This window comes from Kribbella shirazensis, from assembly GCF_011761605.1.
Classification (GTDB): Bacteria; Actinomycetota; Actinomycetes; order Propionibacteriales; family Kribbellaceae; genus Kribbella; species Kribbella shirazensis.
This window is the reverse complement of the sequence record NZ_JAASRO010000001.1, coordinates 6,729,202-6,750,048: the sequence shown is the minus strand read 5'-3', so window position 1 is coordinate 6,750,048 and position 20,847 is coordinate 6,729,202. Positions and strand designations below refer to the sequence as shown.

Genomic DNA, 20,847 nt, shown 5'->3' with positions numbered 1-20,847 from the left:
TAGGAGCAAACTCAGCAGGGCGTGCCGACTTGTCCAGGGACGACCACCGTCAGGAGACACGTCCTCTGACAGCGGCGGCGATCGACGCTGGTGAACAGCCAATCGCAGCTGCCAGCGCCGGATAAGTCCATCGCTGCGGATCCTCGGCGCGCAGCGCTTTGATCAGTCGGTCCCGCTGGTCCTTGTGAAACCGACCTGTCGACTCGGACACGCACAGAGCCTGGTGATGATCCTGCGCCTGTTGCGCGATCGCGCTGATTTGTGGGTCGTCGGCGGGTGGAGCCTGCTCGGCGTGCCCGTATCTCCTCAGAGCTGCCTCACGGTTCGAGCGCGCACGTCGGACGGCGGTGTCTTCGGCCATGCTGTACTCCGCCAACACCGCGTCGATCTGCGACTGTCGACGGACACCCAGCATCGGACGCAGGTCAACCATCAACTGTGCCGCGCGAGCGCCTGTCAGCGTGAACCGATACTGCATCAGCTTCGAGGGAGGCTTCGGGCGGATCGACGTGACCTTCAAGCCGAACATGTCTGCCACCCGCTCGACCACATCGCGATCCGTCATCGTCACGCCGACGCGCGGGTACCGGTAGATCTTACCGGCGACATGACTGTTGATCGTGCCGAAGTACCCCTCACCCTCGAGTAGCCCCGCCAACCAAGCCAGCCCGGCCTCTCCTCGGCTCATCTGATCTCCTGTCCCACGTCACCTGTCGGGCGGCTTGCTCCGTCCTTCGAGGTAGGTGCTAGGGGCAACAAATACCTATCCGGTACCGAGCACCCAGGCCCTCGATCTCTTCATCGTAAGACGACAGGAGCAGCCTGCTGTCGCCATCGGCGGGCGACGTACAGTGTGTGGAGGGAACGGGCCGGTCTGTAAGCCGGATTCTGTGGTGGCGATCATCCATCTACGGTGACCGTTGCCGGGCACCTCCAGCGGCCTACCCGCGAGCTCGGGCGGGCAGCCCTCGAACGCTCGCGCGGGTGGTGGTTTCCCACCGCCCTTCTTGGCCTTGCTCCACGTGGGGTTTACCTAGCCTCCGCAGTCACCTGCGCAGCTGGTGGTCTCTTACACCACCGTTTCACCCTCACCCGCACTCCGGTGAACCACGGGGTTCATCGGAGCCGCTGGCGGTCTGTTCTCTGTGGCACTGTCCCGCGGGTTACCCCGGGTGGGCGTTACCCACCACGCTGCCCTGTGGAGTCCGGACTTTCCTCGGCGCCCTCTGCAAAGGACGACGCGATCGCCCGACCGACCCGTTCCGGCCTCCAGGATACGGCACGCTCAGGACACGGCGTCCGGCAGAACCTCCGGCCACAGCCCGTCCGGGCCGCGGTGGTACGGGCGTACGTCGACCACCGCGTCCAGGTTCAACGGCCCGTAGATGTGCGGGAAGCTCATCCCGGTCCCGTCCAGGTCCTCGTCGCACAGCGCGGACACCAGCCGCGCGGTGTCGATCACCAGCAGGCAGAGCGGCTCGTCCACGTCGTCGTACGCGAAGTTCGCGACCATCGCGACCTGCTCGGGGCGGGAGGCGTGGATGAACGTCGCACCGTCGTCGAGGCTCTTCCCGCGCGTCGACCACCGGTAGCAGCCGGCCTCGACCGCGGCCTCCCACTGGTCCACGAACGCGATGTGCAGAATCGTCGCCATGGACCGAGGCTATCGAGGTCGCCGGTCCGGGCCGCCGTTGCGACACTCGCAGGTCGACTGGATGTCACCAGCCGGCGTTAGCGTGCCGGCATGACACCGCCCAGAGCAGACCTCGATCGTCGCAAGTTCCTCGGTGCCGTCGGAGGTGTCGCCTCGCTGGCGGCCCTCGCGCAGCTCCCGGTGGGGCCGGCGAACGCCACCCCACGTCCGGCCGGCGGGAACTACCCGTTCACCCTCGGCGTGGCCAGTGGGGACCCGACGTCGACCGGCGTCGTGCTGTGGACCCGCCTCGTGCCGGACAAGTTCGTCCCCGGCGGCGGGATGCCGGCAACCAAGGTGCCGGTGGAGTGGCAGGTCGCGCTCGACGCGGGCTTCCGGCGAGTCGTGCGGACCGGTACGACGTGGGCGCTGCCCGAGCTCGCCCACTCGGTGCACGTCGAGGTGGAGGGACTGGCGCCCGACCACGAGTGGTTCTACCGGTTCCGCTACCGCTCCGACGTGTCGCCCACCGGACGGACCCGGACCGCGCCCGTGCGCACCGGCCGGAACGCCGCGGTGAAGTTCGCGTTCGCGTCCTGCCAGGAGTGGTCGAGTGGGTACTACTCGGCCCTGCGGCATCTCGCAGAGGAGGACCTGGATCTGGTCCTGCACCTCGGCGACTACGTCTACGAGGGTGGCATCCCGTCCGACGGCGGCTACCGCAAGACGCCGGTACCGGCCGTGTTGCAGGCTGCTCCGCGCGACGTGGACCGCTGGCGCATGCAATACGCGCTGTACAAGAGCGATCCGGACCTTCAGGCCGCCCACGCCCGCTTCCCGTGGATGGTGACCTGGGACGACCACGAGGTCCAGAACGACTACGCCAACACGCAGTCGCAGTACGAGGGTGACATCTCCGCGTTGCGTGCTGCGGCGTACCAGGCGTGGTACGAGCACCAGCCGGTACGACGACCCGCCCGGCCGGCCGGTGAAGGTCCGCGAATCTACCGGCGGCTGCAGTGGGGCGATCTCGCCCAGTTCGACGTGGTCGACGGCCGGCAGTACCGCAGCGTCCCGCCGTGCGGCTGGGGTGAGGCCGACGCCTGCGAGGACGCCTACGACCCGTCGATCACGATGCTCGGCCGGACCCAGGAGCAGTGGCTGTACGACGGCCTGCAACGGTCGCGCGCGCAATGGGACGTGCTCGCGAGCAACGTGATGCTCGGCCGGCTCGACCACGACGGCGCCGCGGGCGACCTGCTCTGGCATGACGCGTGGGACGGATTCCCGGGCGCCCGCCAGCGGCTGATCGAGGCGTGGAAGCAGGCGGAGACGCGCAACCCGGTCGTCGTCACCGGCGACTGGCACTCCACCTTCGTCAACGACATCCACGCGGACTTCGACCGCGAAGGGACGCCGGTGGTGGCCACCGAGTTCGTCGGCACCTCGCTGACGAGCAACGGCGACGGCGAGGTCTACGGGCCGTACTACGGGCCGATGATCAAGTACAACCCGCACATCAAGTTCTTCGACGGCGACCGGCGCGGCTATGTGCGCTGCACGATCGACCGCTCGGAGTTCCGCACGGACCTGCGGATGGTCACCACGGTGAGCCGCGCCGACGCCCCGCAGTACACCTATGCGTCCTTCGTCGTCGAGGACGGCCGCCCTGGTGCCGTGAAGGTCTGATCACGCGTCGATTAAGGTGCTCCGCATGGCGAACGAGGAGCACGGCGACACCCACGCCGCCGCGGAGACGAAGGCGACGAAGCCGATCAAGCCGGTCGACGACCTGGTGACCACGCAGCACAGCCTGACGATCGACGGGCAGGAGTTGCGGTACACGGCGACGACCGGGCGGGTGGTGCTCCGTCAGGAGGTGTACACCGACGGCAAGTTCGACGGGTTGCAGCCGAAGGCCGAGGTGTTCGTCACCGCGTACACGCTCGACGACGCCGCGGCCGCGGACCGGCCGGTGACCTTCGCGTTCAACGGCGGGCCGGGGTCGTCGAGCATCTGGCTGCACCTCGGTCTGCTCGGACCCCGGCGCGTGGTCTCGGGCGACGTCGGTGAGCTCGCACCCCCGCCGTACTCGATCGTCGACAACGCCGAGACGCTGCTGAAGCACAGCGACGTGGTGTTCATCGACCCGGTGTCGACCGGCTTCTCCCGCGCTGCCGAGGGGGAGAAGCCGGGGGACTACCACGGGTTCACCCGCGACCTGGAGTCGGTCGGTGAGGTGATCCGGCTGTGGACGTCGCGGAACGGGCGCTGGATGTCACCGAAGTTCCTGGCCGGCGAGTCCTACGGTACGACGCGTGCGGCCGGGCTCGCCGCGCACCTGCAGGAGCGGTACGGGATGTACCTCAACGGCGTCGTCCTGATCTCGGCGGTGCTCGAGTTCGGGACGCTCGACTTCTCGCCGGGCAACGACCTGCCGTACACGTTGTTCCTGCCGACGTACGCCGCCATCGCCCACTACCACGGGCTGGTCCCGGACCGGTCGCTGGAGGAGCTGCTCGCCGACGCGGAACGGTTCGCGGCCGGGCGGTACCCGAATGCGCTTGCCCAGGGCAACAGGATCCCGGCGGACTACCGCGCCGAGGTGGTCGCGCGGCTGGCTGCGCTGACCGGGTTGAGCGAGGACTACCTCGACCGCGTGAACCTGCGGATCGAGCACGAGCGGTTCTTCGGCGAACTGCTGCGCTCACGCCGCCGGACGGTCGGGCGTCTCGACGGCCGCTTCACCGGCTGGAACGCGGACTACGGTTCGGAGAAGCCGGACCGCGACCCCTCGATGAACGCGATCACCGGCCCGTACTCCGCGGCGCTCAACCACTACGTCCGCGTCGAGCTCGGGTACCACAACGATCTGCCGTACGAGATCCTCAACCTGGACGCCGCGCGGAACTGGTCGTTCAAGGAGTTCGAGGGCCAGCAGATCACCGTCGCCGAGAAGCTCGCCGAGGCGATGCGCGTCAACCCCCACCTCAAGGTCCACGTCGCCTCCGGCCACTACGACGGCGCGACCCCGTACTTCGCCACCGAACACACCCTCGCCCGCCTCCAGATCCCCGCCGACCTGATCCCCAACATCGAAACCAAGTACTACCCCGCCGGCCACATGATGTACATCCACGACCAATCCCGCATCCAGCAGTCCGCCGACCTGGCCACCTTCATCACCACGGCCTCCAACCGCTGATCCTCGTCCGCCGCGAAGGCGCAGTACGAGCATCACAGCCGCAGGGTCGATCGATGCCTTGGTGGTCTGCGCCGCAAGGTCGTCGGGGGTTGTCGCTCGGCTTGGTGGTGTGGGGGAGTTCTGCTGGTCGTTTCAGGTGTTTCAGGTGGATAGGACTCCCCGAACCACCCGTCGCCACGTGTTCGCTGGTGCCGACCACGGCGCGCGCTGTCGGCGAGCGCCCGGAGCGGCTGGGAAACGTGTTGCCGCCCCTTGACCGCTCACATGCAAGCGGGGAACGGGCAACGGCGAGGGTGAACCCGTGAAATGGCTGGGGAAGAGGCGACGAGTGGTCCGGGGAGTCCTGCCCGCCTGAAACGACACCGCCTGAAACGACACCGCCTGAAACGACACCGCCAGAAGCCCAGGAGAACCTCCCGCACGACCGAGCCGGCCACTACCCCCAACGAACTTGCGGCTCAGATGCCTTAGGCAACATCCACAGACTTCCGTGTCTGTGGATAACTCGCTGCCTACGAATTGCCTTGAAAACAAGGGGATTCGGCTTTGAAACTGTCGGAGGGTGCGTCTAGTCTGGAGGCATGGATGTTCTGGGTGGGCGGCCGGTGTGGTCGTTGGCGGACAGCGAGCTGCTGCCGGCCCTCGACGCGCTGGACGCCGAGATCACCCGGATGCAGGCCGACCGTCTCCAGCTGATCGCGCGCGTCGAGAACACCGGCTACGCCCAAGAACTCGGCGTCCGCGACTGCGTCGAGCTGTTGTCGTTCCGGTACCGCCAGGATCGCGCCGAAGCTTGGCGCGACGTACGGCTGGCCCGAGCGCTTCCCAGGTACGCCGCCGTCAACACAGCGCTTGCCCAAGGCGTCAACCTCCCCGACGAGGCCGATAGCTCCGACACCGAGGCGAGCGAGAGCCCGCGAGAGGCCGATCGGGAGGCCGCGCAGGACGTTCGGCTGCTGCGGCCGGCGCATGCCGTCGCGATCGTGTCCGCGCTCGAACGGGTCCGCTCACGCGTCCCGGTCGAGGACCTCGACATCGCCGAGGAACAACTCGTCGCCATGGCCGCCCACCTGTCATCCGGCGAACTGCGGAGCGCGGCCAAACAGATCTGCGACCTGCTGGACTCCGACGGCCCCGAACCCGAAGAACTGAAGGCCTACGACCGCGAGTCGCTGACCCTCTCCACGGCAGACCACGGCGTGAAGTTCAAGGGCTACCTGGCCAACGAGAACGCCGAACTCCTGCGCGCCCTGATCCACGCCGGCTCTCGCCCCCACAAGACCGTCGACGGCGAACTTGATCCCCGCCCGCGCGACAAACGCCAAGCCGACGCCCTCACCACTGCCCTCACCGCAGCCGCCACCGCCTACGACATCGGCACCGCCCAGGAGACTGGGACTGGGGCTGGCGCAACCTCCGCTCACGAGGACACAACATGGGCCGGAAACGCCAGATCCGGCAGCGCACCAGTCGGCGCAGCGGATGCAGCTTCGGGCGGCGCGATGGGTAAGGCGGGTGGCGGGGAGGTTCGGGAGCGGGTGCCTGGGTTCGGGGCGAAGGCGAACATCACCGTGACGATCGACCTGCACGACCTGCAGGCAGCGACCGCGGACGCGATCGGCGAGACCGTGTACAGCGGCGGGCTGTCCGCCGCCGCGATCCGGCGCCTCGCGTGCGACGCGAACGTGATCCCGATCGTGCTCGGCGCGAACTCCGAACCCCTCGACGTCGGCCGCCGCGAACGCCTGGTCACCCGCGCGATGCGCCGCGCCCTCAACACCCGAGACCGCGGCTGCGTGGTCTGCGGCGCACCGCCGATCATGTGCGACGCCCATCATTTGCGGTCGTGGCTCGACGGAGGCGAGACCAAGGTCTCGAATCTCGTGCTGCTGTGCCGTCGCCATCACGTCGACCTGCACAACGGCCGCTGGACCATTGCCGTCACCGACGGCGTCGTTCACGTCGCCCGCCCTGCCTGGGCCGTCCCACCACCCCTTCGCTTCCACAGACCACCAGGCTCAGTCCTTCGAGCACCAGGACCTTCGGGTGCGACACCCACCTGCCCCGATCCGCCCACTGTGAACCGGGGCCGTGAAACCTCAATCCCGGTAGACGATCCCTGGGATGAGACGACCTCGCCTGCAGCCACCACCGCAGCCACCGGCATCAGCCGCTGGCGGGCCGACGACGCCACCTACGCCGAAGCAGCACGCTTCGCGGTCTGGGGCGCCACCCCAACCAACAAGCCCGCCACCGGCCCACCACCCTTCGCGACGGTCTGAACGCACCACTCTCGCGATGCGCCAGCGCGGCGTCGCGTAGGTTTCACGACGCTAACCTTTTCAGCATGATCACGGTTGGCGAGGCTGAGCTGGAGGACCTGCGTTCTCGGTTGCGTCGTACGCACTGGCCGGTTCGTTGGCCCGTGGAGGGCTGGGAGGCGGGGACGGATCCGGTGGAGCTCCGTCCTCGACGGTACGTCGTTGCCGTATCTGCGGTTCGACGGTGAGCACCCCGGCGCTCTGCCGATCGTGCTGACGAATGGCTGGCCGAGCACGTTCCTCGAACTGGTCGAGCTCGCCCGCCGGCTGACCCGCCATCGGCGTACTGGCGACGATGCGCTCGGCCCCTTCACCGTGATCGTCCCAGTGCTGCCGGGATTCCCGCTCGCGCCGCAACGCCCTTCGCTGACCGGCCCGCAGACCCATGAGCTCTGGCATCGCCTCATGTACGACGAACTCGGCTTCGACCGGTACGCGGCGCACGGGAGGGACCTCGGTGCCGGCATCACCGCCCGGCTGGCCGAGGCCCATCCGGAGTCGGTCGTCGGCATCCACGTGACGTCGGTCGCCGCGCCGCGCTCGTACGATCCGGCCGAGCTCAGTCCGGAGGAACAGGAGTACGTCGACGCGGTCGCGGCCTGGTCCGCGGCCGAAGGCGCCTACCAGCATCAGCAAAGCACGCGTCCGCTGACGTTGAGCTACGGCCTTGTCCGGCCGACCTCACCCGGCCACCGCGAGCCTGGGCCGAGCGTACTTACAACGTCACCAGGTACACGACCATGCCCCGCGGCGGTCATTTCGCCGCGCACGAAGAGCCAGAGCTCCTCGCCGACGACATCACCGACTTCTTCCGAACGCTCCGACCTCAGGACGGATAGATACGAAACCCGCTGAACATCCGATGCTCGAAGGATGTGTAGAAGTCCTGGGCGGTGTCTGTCAGCAGGTCTACGCGTTGTGCGCCGGTCAGGGGAGTGGCGTACTCGATCATCGCCCGTCCGATGCCTTTGCGGCGGTGGGCGCGGTGGACGGCCATCTGCGACAAGTACGCCTGGAGGTGACCGTCGCTCAGCAAGTAGGCGAAACCGACGACCTGCTCGCCGTCCAGCGCGACCACCGTCGTCACGCCGGGGGCGGTGAAGACTGCGTGAGCGCGCGCCGGGTCGGCGGGAAGGCTTGGCCAGTCCTCTGCCTCGCAGATGGCGAGGATGCCTTGGAGGTGGCCACTCTCATAAGGAGCCGCCTCGTACTGCGTGACGGTCATGGCAGGGTGAGTACTTCGGCGCCGGTGTCGGTGACGACCAGCGTGTGCTCGAACTGCGCCGTACGCGACTTGTCCTTCGTGGTGGCGGTCCAGCCGTCGTCCCACAGGTCGTAGTCGTACGTCCCGAGCGTCAGCATCGGCTCGATCGTGAACGTCATCCCGGTCTCGATCACGTCGTCGAACCGCTCGTCGTCGTAGTGCGGGATGATCAGCCCGGAGTGGAACGCCGTCGAGATGCCGTGGCCGGTGAAGTCGCGCACCACGCCGTACCCGAACCGCTTCGCGTACGACTCGATCACGCGCCCGATGATGCTCACCTGGCGCCCGGGCTTGACCGCCTTGATACCGCGGTTGAGCGCTTCCCGCGTGCGCTCGACGAGCAGCCGGCTCTCCTCGTCGACCTCACCGACCAGGAACGTCGCGTTGGTGTCGCCGTGCACGCCGTCCAGGTACGCCGTGATGTCGACGTTGACGATGTCGCCGTCCTCGAGAGGCCGGTCGTCGGGGATGCCGTGGCAGATCACCTCGTTGACCGACGTACACAACGACTTCGGGTACCCGCGGTAGCCCAGCGTCGACGGGTACGCACCGCGCTCGACCAGGTACTCGTGGCCGACCGCGTCCAGCTCGTCCGTGGTCACTCCCGGCTTCGCCGCGGCACCGACCGCCTGCAACGCCTGCGCGGCCAGCTTGCTCGCGACGCGCATCTTCTCGATCAGCTCGGGCGACGTCACGTAGGAACCGTCGAACGGCGTCGGCGACGGCTTGCCGACGTATTCCGGACGAGTGATGGAAGCGGGTACGTCGCGGCGCGGCGAAATGACGCCAGGAGTAAGGATCGACATGGTGAGATCATTCTAGAGAGCGCGACAAGACTCCCCAGGAGGTGGTCATCCAGATGAGCGACGATCACAGCAACGAGTGGTACTACAACACCAAGACCGGCAAGGTCGAGCCGTACCAGGGCGGCAAGGCGGGCGACCGGCTCGGCCCGTACAGCTCGCCGGAGGAAGCCGCCCGCGCGCTGGAGAAGGTCCAGGAACGCAACGAGGACTGGGACAACGACCCGAAGTGGGACGACGACTGACACGAGCACCGGCACGAGGACTGGCACCGCCCGGCCGGCGTACCGAGGGGCACCACCGAACTGCTTCGGTGGTGCCCCTCAGGTTTTCGGTACGGCGGGCGTCGCGCGATCGTGCGACGCCCGGATCAGCGGGCGACCCGCCGTGCTGCGGTCTTCCGCGCCGGAGCCTTGCGCGCCGGGGCCTTCTTCGCAGCGGTCTTCTTCACCGCGGTCTTCTTCGCGGCCGTGCGGGCCGGCGCCTTCTTGGCGGCGACGCGCTTCGCCGGCGCCTTCTTCGCGGCGGTCTTGCGGGCCGGGGCCTTCTTGGCCGCGGTCTTCTTCGCAACGGTCTTCTTCGCGACCGTCTTCTTGGCGGCGGCCTTCTTCGCCGGGGCCTTCTTCGCGACCGTCTTCTTCGCCGCGGCCGTCCTGGCCGGGGCCTTCTTGGCGGCCGTCGTCTTGCGGGCGGTCGTCTTCTTCGCGGCCGTCGTCGTCTTCTTGGCCGCGGTCGCGCGCTTCGCCGGCGCCTTCTTCGCGACGGTCTTCTTCGCGGTGACCTTCTTCGCCGGAGCCTTCTTGGCGGTGGTCTTCTTGGCCGGCGCCTTCTTCGCCAACGCCTTCGTGGCGGTCTTCTTGGCCGCACTCACCTTCTTCGTCGCTGTCTTCTTTGCTGCGCTGACCTTGCGCGCGGTCGTCGTCTTCGCGGCGCTGGTCTTCTTCGCGACAGTCTTCTTGGCGGGAGAAGCCTTTTTGGCTGTCGCCTTCCCTGCGGCTGCCTTCTTGGCTGGCACTCTGCCTCCTTGGTGCGGCTGAGGAAAACCACGGTGGATTCCTCGTCGTCATGATGATGACAACAGTTGTGCTCCACGTAAAGCACCCGAAACGTCCGCAGGTTAAGGAGAACTGGCGGCAAAGCGGCAGGCAAATGCCGGAAATCCTTGTGCAGAAGGGATTCCGCCGCACGCCGAGCATGCCGGATACGGTCAAGAATTTCTTGGCGACACGCGGCACTTTGTGGCCCGCAACTGCCCGGATCGACGAGTGTTGTCGTCGGCAACGTCCTGCGAACGTGAGGTGTGAACCCCGATGAAGAGCGCGTACGACGACCTCCGCAACGTCGTCGAACTACCCGGCGAGGTGGTGCGTGTGGTGAGCATCGTGCCCTCGCTGACGGAGTCGGTCGCGGCCACGGATCCGTCGTTGATCGTTGGTGCGACCGACTGGTGTACGCATCCCGCGGACCTCGATGTCGTCCGCGTTCGCGGTACCAAGAATCCCGACCTCGATCGCATCCGCGAACTCGCGCCGGACGTCGTCGTCGCGAACGCCGAGGAGAATCGCGCGGCCGATCTCGACGCGTTGCGATCGTCGGGAATCGCGGTGTGGGTGACCGCGCCGACGACAGTGCCCGCGGCACTCGACTCACTCGGTCGCATGCTGTCCGCGATCGTCGGCGGCGAACCGCGCTGGCTGACCGAAGCGCGGGCGGTGTGGAGTACGCCGTACGACGGAATGCGACGGCGGGCCGTCGTACCGATCTGGCGTAGACCATGGATGGCGCTGGGACGGGACACGTTCGCCGGTGATCTGCTGTCCCGGATCGGCATCGACAACGTCCTGCGGGAATCCCGTGAACGCTATCCGCGGATCGACCCGGACGCGTTACCGGAGTACGACGTGGTGGTGCTGCCGGACGAGCCTTATGCGTTTTCACCCGGCGACGGCCCAGAGGCATTCGACCGGCCCGCGCGCTGTGTGTCCGGGCGGCATCTGACGTGGTACGGACCGTCTTTGGTGGAGGCGCGCGAGCTGCTCATCGGACAGCTCGCGTGACGTCCGCCACGATCACTGAGACAGCAGCTAGACGGTTAGGTATGCCTCACCTACACTCGCTGCGTGCCGTCGATGACCGCGAAGAAGAAGTGCTGCAAGGACAAGCCGAGGTGCAAGAAGTGCCCGGTCGTTCTGCTGCGCCTGTCGAAGGAAGGCTGTGCCGAGCGGCTCGATCGGGTGCACTACAAGGTCGACAAGAAGATCCCGAAGAAGGTCCTGAAGGAGGCGCGCAAGCGCTGATCAGGATGCTCTGGTCAGGATGCTCGGCGCAGGGTGATCGCGTCGGTCGCCTGGCGGAGCAGGCCGGGGATGGTGACGTGGGCGGCCTGACCGGTCGCCTCGAGGTCGTCGCCGTACCACCAGCCGTGCGCGCTGATCGTCTGCTGCTCGATCTCTTCCTGGTTCACGAACGTGACGTCGACGCTGTCCACCGCGACCGCGAAGAACGTCTGGTGCTGGATGATCCGGCAGCCGCCGTACTCGAACTCGATCGTGTTCGTCGCGACCGGTGTGCCGAGGTCGTCGGCCGGCAGCACGATGCCGACCTCTTCCCGCAGTTCGCGGCTGGCCGCCTGCGCGACCGTCTCGCCGGCTTCGACGCCGCCGCCGATCGTGAACCAGTACGGCGTTTGCGGCTTCAGTGGATCCCAGCCGTGCAGCAGCAACACCTTGCCGTCCGGACGCACCGGCAGCACGCGGGCCGTCGTACGGCGTCGGACCGTTCCTGGTGGTGGCACCTGGGATTCGCTCACACCACAGAACGCTAAGGGACAACGGTCGCCGTTCGCCGGGTGAAGCGGCGCGTCTCACATGGTTGCCGGGGACACCTACGATCGGGGTATGGCAACGATCGGACTCGGTTTGGCGGCGCTGGGACGTCCTGGGTACATCAATCTCGGGCACGACGAGGACCTGCCGCCGGCGCGGGCAGTCGAGGACCTGAGGGCGCGGACGCACGAGCTGCTCGAGCAGGCATGGCAGGCAGGTGTTCGGTACTTCGACGCTGCCCGTTCGTACGGTCTTGCCGAAGAGTTTCTCGGCGAGTGGCTGACGCCGGAACGCCGTACCGAACTGACCGTCGGGTCGAAGTGGGGCTACACGTACGTCGCGGGCTGGCGGCACGACGCGCAGACGCACGAGGTGAAGGACCACAGTCTCGCGACGTTCGAACGGCAATGGCCGGAGACGCTGCGCGCGCTGGGTGGATCGCCGGACTTCTACCTGGTGCACAGTCTCACGTCCGACAGTCCGGCGCTCGAGGACAAGCGCTTGCTGGATCGGCTGCGCGAGCTCGCGGACTCCGGTGTGCGCGTGGGGCTGTCCACCAGCGGTCCGCGTCAGGGGGAGACCCTCCGCAAGGCGTTGTCGTCAGGTACGCCGTTCTCCGCCGTGCAGGCCACGTGGAACGTCCTGGAGACCTCGGCCGGTCCCGCGCTTGCCGAGGCGCATGACGCCGGGTGGTTCGTCGTCGTGAAGGAGGCCGTCGCCAACGGCCGGTTGACGGCGCGCGCCGGCGAGACGCCGTTCAACGAGTTCGCTCGTCAGCACGGTGCCGCTCCGGACTCGCTGGCGATCGGCGCGGCTGTGGCACAGCCGTGGGCCGACGTCGTGCTCAGCGGGGCGACGACCGCGGAACAGCTGAGCAGCAACCTCGCCTACCGCACCGACGGCCCGCTCACCGAGTTCACCCAGCAACCCGAGCAGTACTGGACCGAACGCTCGGCCCTGCCCTGGATCTAGAAGGTGTGTTCTTCGCCGGGGAAGGCGCCGGATGCGACCTCGGCGGCGTACGTCGTCGCCGCACTGGTGAGGATGCCACGCAGGTCGGCGTACTGCTTGACGAAGCGCGGCATGGTGCCGGACCGCAGCCCGGCCATGTCCTGCCACACCAGGACCTGCGCGTCGGTGTCGCGCCCCGCGCCGATGCCGATGGTCGGGATCGGGACGCGCTTGGTGATCTCGGCCGCGACGTCACCCGGAACCATTTCGAGCACGATCGAGAACGCACCCGCCTCGGCGAGCGCGACGGCGTCGTCGATGAGGCCGGCCGCCTGATCGCCGCGCCCCTGGACCCGGTATCCGCCGATGCTGTGCTCGCTCTGCGGGGTGAAACCGATGTGCGCCATCACCGGGATGCCGGACTGCGTCAGCTTCTCGACCATCGGTACGACGGTCCGCCCGCCTTCGAGCTTCACCGCGTGCACACCGGCTTCCTTCATGAACCGTACGGCGGTGTGGAACGCCTGCTCCGGCGACGCCTGGTACGAACCGAACGGGAGATCCGCGACGACCAGCGAGCGATCGACCGCGTTCGCCACTGCCCGCGCGAGCGGGATGAGTTCGTCGACCGTCACTCGCAGGGTCGTGTCGTAGCCGTAGACGTTGTTCGCGGCGGAGTCGCCGACGAGCAGCACCGGGATCCCGGCCTGGTCGAAGATCTCGGCGGTGTACTGGTCGTACGCCGTCAGCATCGCCCACTTCTCGCCACGACTCTTGAAGTCGCGCAAATGATGCACCCGATACCGCCGCGGCCGCTTCCCCGCGTCTCCAGCACCCGCCCGCTCGCGACCAGCAGGCCCACCGTACGGCGCGACACCCGCATCCGCGGTCGCGTCGGAGCTGGTCTGGTTCTGGGCCGGCGTACCTGATCCCGCGGTGGCGTCGGGTCCGTCGTGGTTGGGCGCGCCGGATGCTGCGTTTGTGCCGGGGCCGGGCTGGTTGTACGTCGGCGTACCCGATCCCACGTTGGCGTCAGGACCGTCGTGGCTCGGCGCGCCGGATGCTGGGGTCGTTGCGGAGGTTGGCGTACTGGAGGCCGCGCTCGGTTCGGAGCCGGGGGTGTTGTAGGTCGGCGTACCCGGGGCTGCGTTGGCCGTGGGGGCTTGGGCTCGGCGGGCTGCGCGGTGTGATGCGAGCTGCTCGGCCGGCACCTGGCTCGGGGCGTCCTGCTGAACTCCCGCCCGCCGCCGCGCACCCAAGGGCCGCGCAACCGGCGCTTCACCGCGCGACGGCGCCTGAGACGCCGGCTGGGACGCGGACTGCTGCCCGGGGTGGTGTGCCGCGTGGGGCTGTTCGCCTGCCGGGCGGGTCACCGGCTCGTCGGTGACCGGCGCGTTGCTCTCGTACTCCGCACTCGGATCCGACAGATACCCGTTGTCCTGCACCACCGGCCGCAACCGAATCTCCTGCGGCCGAGTCTCCTCCGGCTCCTGCTCCTGCGCCCGCCCGGACTCGTATGCCCGACCGGAACGCGAGGGCTCAGGTGAGCGCGCGGGCTCGTGTGAATGCGCGGACTCGGGTGAGCGTCCAGCCTCGGGTGAGCGTGCAGCCTCAGGTGAGTGCGCGGATTCGTTGGCGCGGGTCGGCTGTTGGGCGTGCGGGGGTTCCTGTCGCTGGGCAGGTTCCTGGGGGCGGGGTGGCTCGGGGGAGCGTGTGTCGTGGCCCCACACCGGCTCCGGGCCCGGGCCTGGCTCGTGGCGACGGGGTGGTTCCTGCCCGCGGCTGCTGTCCTGCGCGCGATTGGTGTCCTGGGCGCGATTGGTGTCCTGGGCTCGTGGGGTCTCTGGGGGTTGCAGACGCTGCGGGGGCCGCGGAGGCTGCTGCGGACTCAACCCGTTGCCCAACCCGTTGCCCAACCCGTTGCTGCTACTGAGTCCGTTGCTACCCAGACCGTTGCTACCCAGACCGTTGCTGCTGAGCCCGTTCGAACCGTTGCCGAGACCACTACTCACGCCGTTGCTGTGCCCACCGGCCAAACCGTTGCTGGGCCCGGGCGCGAACGGGCTCGGCTGCGGTGCCGGGCTGCTCCAGTTCGTGCTCCCGCTCGCCGGCCGCGGCGTCGTACCGTTCCCCGACGGCGGCTGCGGCCGTGGTGCCGGCTGCCCACCCTGACTTCCCGAACCACCCTGACTTCCGGACCCACCCTGACTTCCCGAGCCGGGCCCGAACGGACTCGGCCGCCCCTGCTGCGGCGGTGTCGCCTGCTGCGCCGGCGGCTGCGGGCGGAACGGGTTCTGCTCCTGGTACTCCCGCCCGTACGACTCCTCCCGCGCGTCCCCGTAGTACTCACCCCGCGACTGCGAAGACGACGGCGAAGACGACTGCGAAGACGACGACTGCGAAGACGACGACTGCGAAGACGACGACTGCGAAGACGACGGCTGCGAAGGAGACGACTGCGAAGGCGGCTGCGGCGGAGGCGGCGCGCTCGGCAGGTACGGCGGCTTCGGGACGTACGGCTGCTGCGGCACCGGTCCGCGTTCGTACGTCCGCGGCGCGTTCGGCAGCGACGGCGACGGGTCGAGCCCCAGCCCGGAACCGCCCAGCCCGGAACCGCCCAGCCCGGAACCGCCCGTGCCGTGGTCCCGCCAGGTGTCGTTGTCGTAGTCCGAGCGGCGGTGCTCCTCGGTTGCCCGGTTCTTCGGTCCGGTCCCGTACGGCGAGGGCAACTCCTCGTCGTCACCGTGGGTACCGGCCGACAGGAAGTTGTCAACCATGCCTTCATCGTCCCATCGATGCGGAGGGTGAGCGCCACCGCCTGTGGGTGAGCGATCGCTCACATCCTGTTTGGGCAGGCCGGAGCGGTCGTGCAGCTCTTCGGGAGAGCCCCACGCGTCGTCTTGGGATGGGCGGTACCGCCAGGAGTCGCTCAGTGCTCGGCTGCCTTTCGTGCGTCCTCACGCCATGCATTGGTGATCGGCAACCGGCGGTCCCGGCCGAAGGCCTTGTGCGTGATCTTCGGGCCCGGTGGGTACTGCCGGCGCTTGTACTCCGCTTTGTCGACGAGCTGGATCACCTTGCTGACCAGCTCGGTGTCGAACCCGGCCGCGACCAGCTCCGCACTGCCGCGGTCCTGCTCGACGTAGTCGTCCAGCATGTCGTCGAGCAGGTCGTACGGCGGCAGGGAGTCGGTGTCCTGCTGTCCCGGACGGAGCTCGGCCGACGGCGGTTTCGCGATCGAGTTCTCCGGGATCGGCGGCTGCTGGCCGCGCGCCTTCGCATCCTCGTTCCGCCATTTCGCGAGCCGCCAGACGAGTGTCTTCGGCACGTCCTTCAACGGCGCGTACCCGCCGACCGCGTCGCCGTAGATCGTCGAGTAGCCGACGGACAGCTCGGACTTGTTGCCGCAGGCAAGTACCAGGTGGCCGTCGGCGTTCGACAGGCCCATCCAGACGACCGCGCGGACCCGCGCCTGCAGGTTCTCCTCGGCGAGCCCGGTGAGGCCGAGCGTGTCCAGGAACGGCTGCACCATCGGCTGGATCGGTACGACGCGATAGTTCAGACCGGTGCGCGCGGCGAGCTCGGCCGCGTCGTCCTTGGAGTGGTCGCTGGAGTACACGCTCGGGTTGGAGATCCCGAACACGTTCTCGGGGCCGATCGCGTCACAGGCGATCGCGGCGACCAGCGACGAGTCGATGCCGCCGGACAGTCCGAGCAGGACCGACTTGAACCCGTTCTTCTGCACGTAGTCACGCAGGCCGGTCACGATCGCGCCGTACATCTCGGCCTCGTCGGACAGCCGGGGCGCGACGCTGGCTGCCATCGCCTCGTACGGCTCGAGCGCGTCCTCGTGGAGAACGGTGTGGACGATCTCGATGCCTTCGTGGGTGCCGGACGGTGTACCTGAGGCGGCAGGGAGGTCGAGGTCGACGATCATGCTGCCCTGCTCGAACTGCGGGGCGCGGGCGAGGATCGTGCCCTCGGCGTCGGCGATCAGGGAGTCGCCGTCGAAGACGAGTTCGTCCTGGCCGCCGACCAGATTGACGTAGGCGAGCGCGCAGCCGGCCTCGCGGGCGCGGCGCCGTACCAGGTCGCCGCGGGCGTCGTCCTTGTTCGCCTCGTACGGCGAACTGTTGACGACGAGCAGCAGACCGGCGCCGGCCGCGCGGGTGACCGCGACCGGGCCGCCGTCCTGCCAGAGGTCCTCGCAGATCACCAGGGCGACGTCGACGCCGTGGATGCGGACGACCTGCAACGTGCCGCCGGGGACGAAGTGCCGGAACTCGTCGAAGACGCCGTAGTTCGGGAGGTGGTGCTTGACGGCGCTGGTGACCACGCGGCCCTGGTGGATCACCGCCGCCGAGTTGGTCGGGGAGCCCTTCGGGCGGCCGAGCCGGTCGACGCCCATCGCCGTACCGCCGGCGCGGTCGAGGTACCCGCAGATCACCACGATGTCGCCGAGTCCTTCGTCGGCGAGCCGCTTCGCCAGGGTCTTGATCCGCGACTGCGAGGCGTCCACGAACGAGGCCCGCAGCGCCAGATCCTCCACCGGGTAACCGGTCAGCCCGAGCTCCGGGAACGCCACCACATGGGCACCACGCTCGACGGCGTTCCGGGTCCACGCGACGATCTTGTCGCTGTTCCCGTCGATGTCACCCACGGTCACATTGAGCTGAGCAAGACCAACCCGAAGCTGAGGCACGAGAGCACATTACTGGTTCCACAGTCTGCACCCCACGCCCCTCACCAACCTCTTACGAATGCCTCAGATATCTCCGCAGTCGATCGAGGTTGGCGTCGAGTGGATCCATCGCGTCCACCACCAGTCGGTCACCCGTCAACTGGGGGTACTCACTCCGCATCCGGACCACGTGATCCCCCCCACCTCGTGCCACCCAGGAATCCCACGCCGCCGCCCGTGCAGCCGCCGGCGGTGTTGGTCTTCGTCGCTGCACACACACTCGACGATCCGCAGCCGGCCGCCGTACGCCACGGCCAGTTCCTCCCATCGTTCCGCGATTTCTGCGCTCACCAGGCAGTCGACGATCGCCGATTGCCCGAGCATCAACTGCCGTTCGATCAAAGTCCCGAGCAAGTCGTAGTACATCGCCAGAAACGCCGGACGTTCGAGGCCGCCGAGGACGCCGTGTGGTCGGAGCGCCCCAAGCAACCAATCGCCGGCGAACGCCGGGACTCCGGTTTCCGTCGCGAGCTGTTCCGCCAGCGTGGACTTCCCGGTTCCCGGCAGGCCGGTGAACGCGATGATCTGCTTCATCTGGGCGACGTTATCGAGGTCGGAGATTCGGCACGGCGTGGCATTCGATGGGTTTACGTCCGAGATGCGGGGTTGGCCACCCGCATCCCGGACGTAAACCCGACATCTCGGACGCAGACCCATCAGATGCGGCGCTTCTCCTCGATGCATGCCCTTGTGCTGCGGGGGCTGGTGGCGACCAGGGTTATCCGGCCGTACGGGCGACCAACAGGGGTGTGAGGGTGGTCCAGCCGAGGGAGGTGTAGAGGGGACGGCCTTCGGTGGAGGCGGCGAGGTAGGCGGTGGTGGAGTAGGGGGCGGCGGTCGTGGCGAGGGCGGTCATGACGGCTCGGGCGAGGGGGGAACGGGATGCGACGCCTGGTCGGCCAAGCGGACAGTCATCAGCCACTCGGTCCGGACGAATTCCAGCGGCCTGAGTTCGGCCGCGAGCCGATGCGGGTCGGGCGTCGCGATCGTCAGCCACGACGTTCCGGGCGGGTTGCAGTCGGTCAGCGCGAGATGCGCGGCGGCGGTCGCGTGCGCCCGCGTGGCGATGTACTCGACCCGGCGGCGCGGTTCGCCGATCCGGACGACGATCACGTCGTCGACACACTGCCAGTCGTTCCATCCGCGGGCGGCCGACCACCCGCGCTGCCAACGACCGAGGGCTTCGTCGTGCATCGGTCAATCGAACAACGACGAAGGTTCACGCGGCAGGGACTTTTGTCGGATGTGTCGCCCGTCCGGCGCCGATTGACTGGAACACATGAGCATCCAGGGTGGGCCGACCGGGCTGCAGGAACGCGCGCTGGGCCCGGACCTCGCGCGCGGTTTCATGCTGCTGTTCATCGCCCTCGCGAACTCGCACTACTTCGTCGGCGGCGACCGCTTCTTCGGCGGGTTCCCGAGCGACGGCTCGCCCCTCGACCGCGGCGTCGGTCTGCTGATCGCGACCTTCGTCGACGCCCGCGCGTTCCCGATGTTCGGCGTGCTCTTCGGGTACGGCGTCGCGCAGATCGTCCGCCGGCAACGCGCCGCGGGCAACGACTGGTGGCCGATCCGCAAGCTGCTCTGGCGCCGCAGCCTCGTCCTGATCGTGCTCGGGTTCCTGCACGCGATGCTGCTCTACATCGGCGACATCCTCGCGGCGTACGGCGTCCTGCTGTTCCTCGGCGTGTGGGCCCTGCGCTGGAAGGACCGCTGGCTGCTGATCGTCGCCGCGCTGGCCCTGATCCTCATCGCGCTCCCCAGCGACGACAGTCTCGCCGCCGCGGCCGAAGGGCCTGACCCCTCGATGCTCCCGCCGACGTTCCTCGGCCAGTTCGCGGACCGGATCGTCGTGCAGCCGTTCATCGCCGGACTCGGCTGGATCGGTTTCGTCACGCCGTTCCTGATCGGCCTGTGGGCCGGCCGAAGGCGTATCCTCGAACGTCCCGCCGAGCACCTGACGCTGCTGCGGACGACGGCGCTCGTCGGCGTCACCATCGCGATCGCCGGCGCCCTGCCGCTGTCGCTCGTCGTCGGCGGCGTCCTGACCCGGCCGGGCGACCACGCGCTGACGATCCTCGGTCCGTTGCACGACGCAACGGGTGTGTTCGGCGGTCTCGGGTACGCCGCTCTGCTCGTCCTGATCGCGCGCCGGGTGGGCGATCGCCCGATGACGCGGGCGATCGCCGCTGTCGGACAACGATCGTTGACGTGTTACCTGTCCCAGTCGGTGGTCTGGGCTGTGGTGTTCACGCCGTACCTGCTCGACCTGTCGGACACACTCACGGCGACCAGGACAGCTCTGCTCGCCACCGCGACCTGGCTCGCGACCGTTCTGCTCGCCGACCGGATGCGGCGCGCCGGCTACCGCGGGCCGTTCGAGCTGCTGATCCGAAGGATCACGTATCAGCCGAGGAGGACCGCGGCCACGCGATCGCGCAACTCCGGGAGCCTCGCGTAGAACACGTCGCCCGGGCACTGCGTCGAGTTGTAGTCGCGGTGCCCGACGATCGCGACGTGCGGATCGAGGCCGTACTTCGTGCACAGCCAGGCGCACGTCAGTACGGACATGTCGAACAGCGCGACCGTCGGGTTCGCGTTGACGTAGATGCCTTCGTGCTCGATCCCGATCGTGTGGCTGTTGTGGTTGGCGGTCTGCGCGCCGAGCACGTTCAGCCCGTTGTTGATCGAGGACAGCGACTTGCTCCGGCCCTCCATCAGGTATCCGCCGCGGCTGATCGTGAGCTGGTTGCCGATGTCGATCCAGCGGTTGGTGTCCATGTGCAGGTCCTGGATCCAGTGCTGGACCTTGTACGCCGCGGCGAGGGAGTAGTCCGTGACGTTCGGGCTCGCGGTGTGGTGGATGACGATGTGGTCGGGCTTGCCGATCACCTGGGTGGCGGACCTGGGTGGGCGGGCCGACCATTCGGTGCGCGTGTAGCAGCGCGGCGCGGGGGCGGCGTGCGCTGCGGCCGGAACGGTCGCGCCGGCCAGCAGGACGCCGCCGGCGGTCGCTCCGAGCAGGGTGCGCCGGGACAGGCGTCCGGGCGCGTGGGCATGTTGGATATTTTCTGGGGCGGTCATGGTATAGAAAATTCCCTACC

The 20,847-nt window shown here is 68.3% G+C and carries 21 protein-coding genes and 1 other RNA gene; 9 read left to right on the top strand and 13 right to left on the bottom strand.

The window, feature by feature from the left end; genetic code table 11:
* Positions 1–49 precede the first annotated feature (49 nt).
* The 3 genes from BJY22_RS32365 to BJY22_RS32355 form a co-directional block, all read right to left on the bottom strand.
* Entirely contained in the window at positions 50–688 is a 639-nt protein-coding gene (locus BJY22_RS32365; protein WP_167214481.1) for an LAGLIDADG family homing endonuclease, read from the bottom strand.
* A gap of 173 nt (positions 689–861) precedes the next feature.
* An RNA gene (gene rnpB, locus BJY22_RS32360) (RNase P RNA component class A) lies at positions 862–1,260 on the bottom strand.
* Between the two features lie 25 nt (positions 1,261–1,285).
* Positions 1,286–1,654 carry a DUF952 domain-containing protein gene (locus tag BJY22_RS32355; RefSeq protein ID WP_167214478.1) on the bottom strand — a complete coding sequence of 123 codons (369 nt, stop codon included), beginning with the start codon at positions 1,652–1,654 and terminating at the stop codon, positions 1,286–1,288.
* 90 nt (positions 1,655–1,744) lie between these two features.
* Between BJY22_RS32355 and BJY22_RS32350 the strand changes: the two genes are divergently transcribed.
* From BJY22_RS32350 to BJY22_RS32335, 4 genes are all read left to right on the top strand, one after another.
* Positions 1,745–3,322 carry an alkaline phosphatase D family protein gene (locus tag BJY22_RS32350; RefSeq protein ID WP_167214475.1) on the top strand — a complete coding sequence of 526 codons (1,578 nt, stop codon included), beginning with the start codon at positions 1,745–1,747 and terminating at the stop codon, positions 3,320–3,322.
* A 25-nt stretch (positions 3,323–3,347) separates the two neighbouring features.
* Positions 3,348–4,838 carry a S10 family peptidase gene (locus BJY22_RS32345; RefSeq protein ID WP_167214473.1) on the top strand — a complete coding sequence of 497 codons (1,491 nt, stop codon included), beginning with the start codon at positions 3,348–3,350 and terminating at the stop codon, positions 4,836–4,838.
* Between the two features lie 581 nt (positions 4,839–5,419).
* Positions 5,420–7,120 carry an HNH endonuclease gene (locus tag BJY22_RS32340; protein ID WP_167214470.1) on the top strand — a complete coding sequence of 567 codons (1,701 nt, stop codon included), beginning with the start codon at positions 5,420–5,422 and terminating at the stop codon, positions 7,118–7,120.
* A gap of 201 nt (positions 7,121–7,321) precedes the next feature.
* Positions 7,322–8,014: an alpha/beta fold hydrolase gene (locus BJY22_RS32335; protein ID WP_238350528.1), complete on the top strand. Its 693-nt coding sequence runs from the start codon at positions 7,322–7,324 to the stop codon at positions 8,012–8,014.
* On the opposite strand, the gene BJY22_RS32330 is transcribed toward BJY22_RS32335, so the two are convergent.
* Together BJY22_RS32330 and map are read right to left on the bottom strand one after the other, a co-directional pair.
* Positions 7,986–8,384, bottom strand: a complete 399-nt coding sequence (locus BJY22_RS32330; RefSeq protein WP_167214468.1) for a GNAT family N-acetyltransferase — start codon at positions 8,382–8,384, stop codon at positions 7,986–7,988. The genes BJY22_RS32335 and BJY22_RS32330 overlap by 29 nt on opposite strands.
* Positions 8,381–9,229 (bottom strand): type I methionyl aminopeptidase, encoded by an 849-nt coding sequence (map, locus tag BJY22_RS32325; RefSeq protein ID WP_167214465.1) that lies wholly within the window; start codon positions 9,227–9,229, stop codon positions 8,381–8,383. The genes BJY22_RS32330 and map overlap by 4 nt, the downstream gene beginning before the upstream one ends.
* Positions 9,230–9,282: 53 nt before the next feature.
* On the opposite strand from map, the gene BJY22_RS32320 reads away from it, so the two are divergent.
* On the top strand, positions 9,283–9,471 hold the full coding sequence (locus BJY22_RS32320; RefSeq protein ID WP_167214462.1) for a hypothetical protein: 189 nt from the start codon (positions 9,283–9,285) through the stop codon (positions 9,469–9,471).
* A 125-nt stretch (positions 9,472–9,596) separates the two neighbouring features.
* Here the strand turns inward: BJY22_RS32320 and BJY22_RS32315 are convergent, their stop codons facing one another.
* Positions 9,597–10,241, bottom strand: coding sequence for a histone H1-like repetitive region-containing protein (locus tag BJY22_RS32315; protein ID WP_167214459.1), 645 nt, complete (start codon positions 10,239–10,241; stop codon positions 9,597–9,599).
* A gap of 295 nt (positions 10,242–10,536) precedes the next feature.
* Between BJY22_RS32315 and BJY22_RS32310 the strand changes: the two genes are divergently transcribed.
* On the top strand, positions 10,537–11,283 hold the full coding sequence (locus BJY22_RS32310; protein WP_167214456.1) for a helical backbone metal receptor: 747 nt from the start codon (positions 10,537–10,539) through the stop codon (positions 11,281–11,283).
* A 63-nt stretch (positions 11,284–11,346) separates the two neighbouring features.
* A complete protein-coding gene (locus BJY22_RS32305) occupies positions 11,347–11,523 on the top strand; it encodes a hypothetical protein (protein WP_167203116.1) in 177 nt (58 codons plus the stop codon).
* A 14-nt stretch (positions 11,524–11,537) separates the two neighbouring features.
* On the opposite strand, the gene BJY22_RS32300 is transcribed toward BJY22_RS32305, so the two are convergent.
* Positions 11,538–12,035: an NUDIX domain-containing protein gene (locus BJY22_RS32300; RefSeq protein ID WP_167214453.1), complete on the bottom strand. Its 498-nt coding sequence runs from the start codon at positions 12,033–12,035 to the stop codon at positions 11,538–11,540.
* An 88-nt stretch (positions 12,036–12,123) separates the two neighbouring features.
* Between BJY22_RS32300 and BJY22_RS32295 the strand changes: the two genes are divergently transcribed.
* Entirely contained in the window at positions 12,124–13,023 is a 900-nt protein-coding gene (locus BJY22_RS32295; RefSeq protein ID WP_202891355.1) for an aldo/keto reductase, read from the top strand.
* Here BJY22_RS32295 and panB read toward each other — a convergent pair.
* From panB to BJY22_RS32270, 5 genes are all read right to left on the bottom strand, one after another.
* Positions 13,020–15,779: a 3-methyl-2-oxobutanoate hydroxymethyltransferase gene (panB, locus tag BJY22_RS42020; protein WP_238350527.1), complete on the bottom strand. Its 2,760-nt coding sequence runs from the start codon at positions 15,777–15,779 to the stop codon at positions 13,020–13,022. The genes BJY22_RS32295 and panB overlap by 4 nt on opposite strands.
* 152 nt (positions 15,780–15,931) lie before the next feature.
* Positions 15,932–17,704 (bottom strand): NAD+ synthase, encoded by a 1,773-nt coding sequence (locus BJY22_RS32285; RefSeq protein ID WP_167214447.1) that lies wholly within the window; start codon positions 17,702–17,704, stop codon positions 15,932–15,934.
* A 135-nt stretch (positions 17,705–17,839) separates the two neighbouring features.
* On the bottom strand, positions 17,840–18,277 hold the full coding sequence (locus tag BJY22_RS32280) for a P-loop nucleotide/nucleoside kinase family protein (RefSeq protein ID WP_167214445.1): 438 nt from the start codon (positions 18,275–18,277) through the stop codon (positions 17,840–17,842).
* Positions 18,278–18,461: 184 nt separating this feature from the next.
* Positions 18,462–18,599 (bottom strand): hypothetical protein, encoded by a 138-nt coding sequence (locus tag BJY22_RS32275; protein ID WP_167214442.1) that lies wholly within the window; start codon positions 18,597–18,599, stop codon positions 18,462–18,464.
* Positions 18,596–18,937 (bottom strand): hypothetical protein, encoded by a 342-nt coding sequence (locus tag BJY22_RS32270; protein WP_167214440.1) that lies wholly within the window; start codon positions 18,935–18,937, stop codon positions 18,596–18,598. The genes BJY22_RS32275 and BJY22_RS32270 overlap by 4 nt, the downstream gene beginning before the upstream one ends.
* An 85-nt stretch (positions 18,938–19,022) precedes the next feature.
* On the opposite strand from BJY22_RS32270, the gene BJY22_RS32265 reads away from it, so the two are divergent.
* Positions 19,023–20,204, top strand: a complete 1,182-nt coding sequence (locus BJY22_RS32265) for a DUF418 domain-containing protein (RefSeq protein ID WP_167214437.1) — start codon at positions 19,023–19,025, stop codon at positions 20,202–20,204.
* Here BJY22_RS32265 and BJY22_RS32260 read toward each other — a convergent pair.
* The gene (locus BJY22_RS32260) at positions 20,150–20,827 is read right to left on the bottom strand and encodes a peptidoglycan recognition protein family protein (protein WP_167214435.1); all 678 of its coding nucleotides are present in this window, start codon (positions 20,825–20,827) and stop codon (positions 20,150–20,152) included. The two genes, BJY22_RS32265 and BJY22_RS32260, sit on opposite strands and share 55 nt — an antisense overlap.
* Between the last annotated feature and the right edge of the window lie 20 nt (positions 20,828–20,847).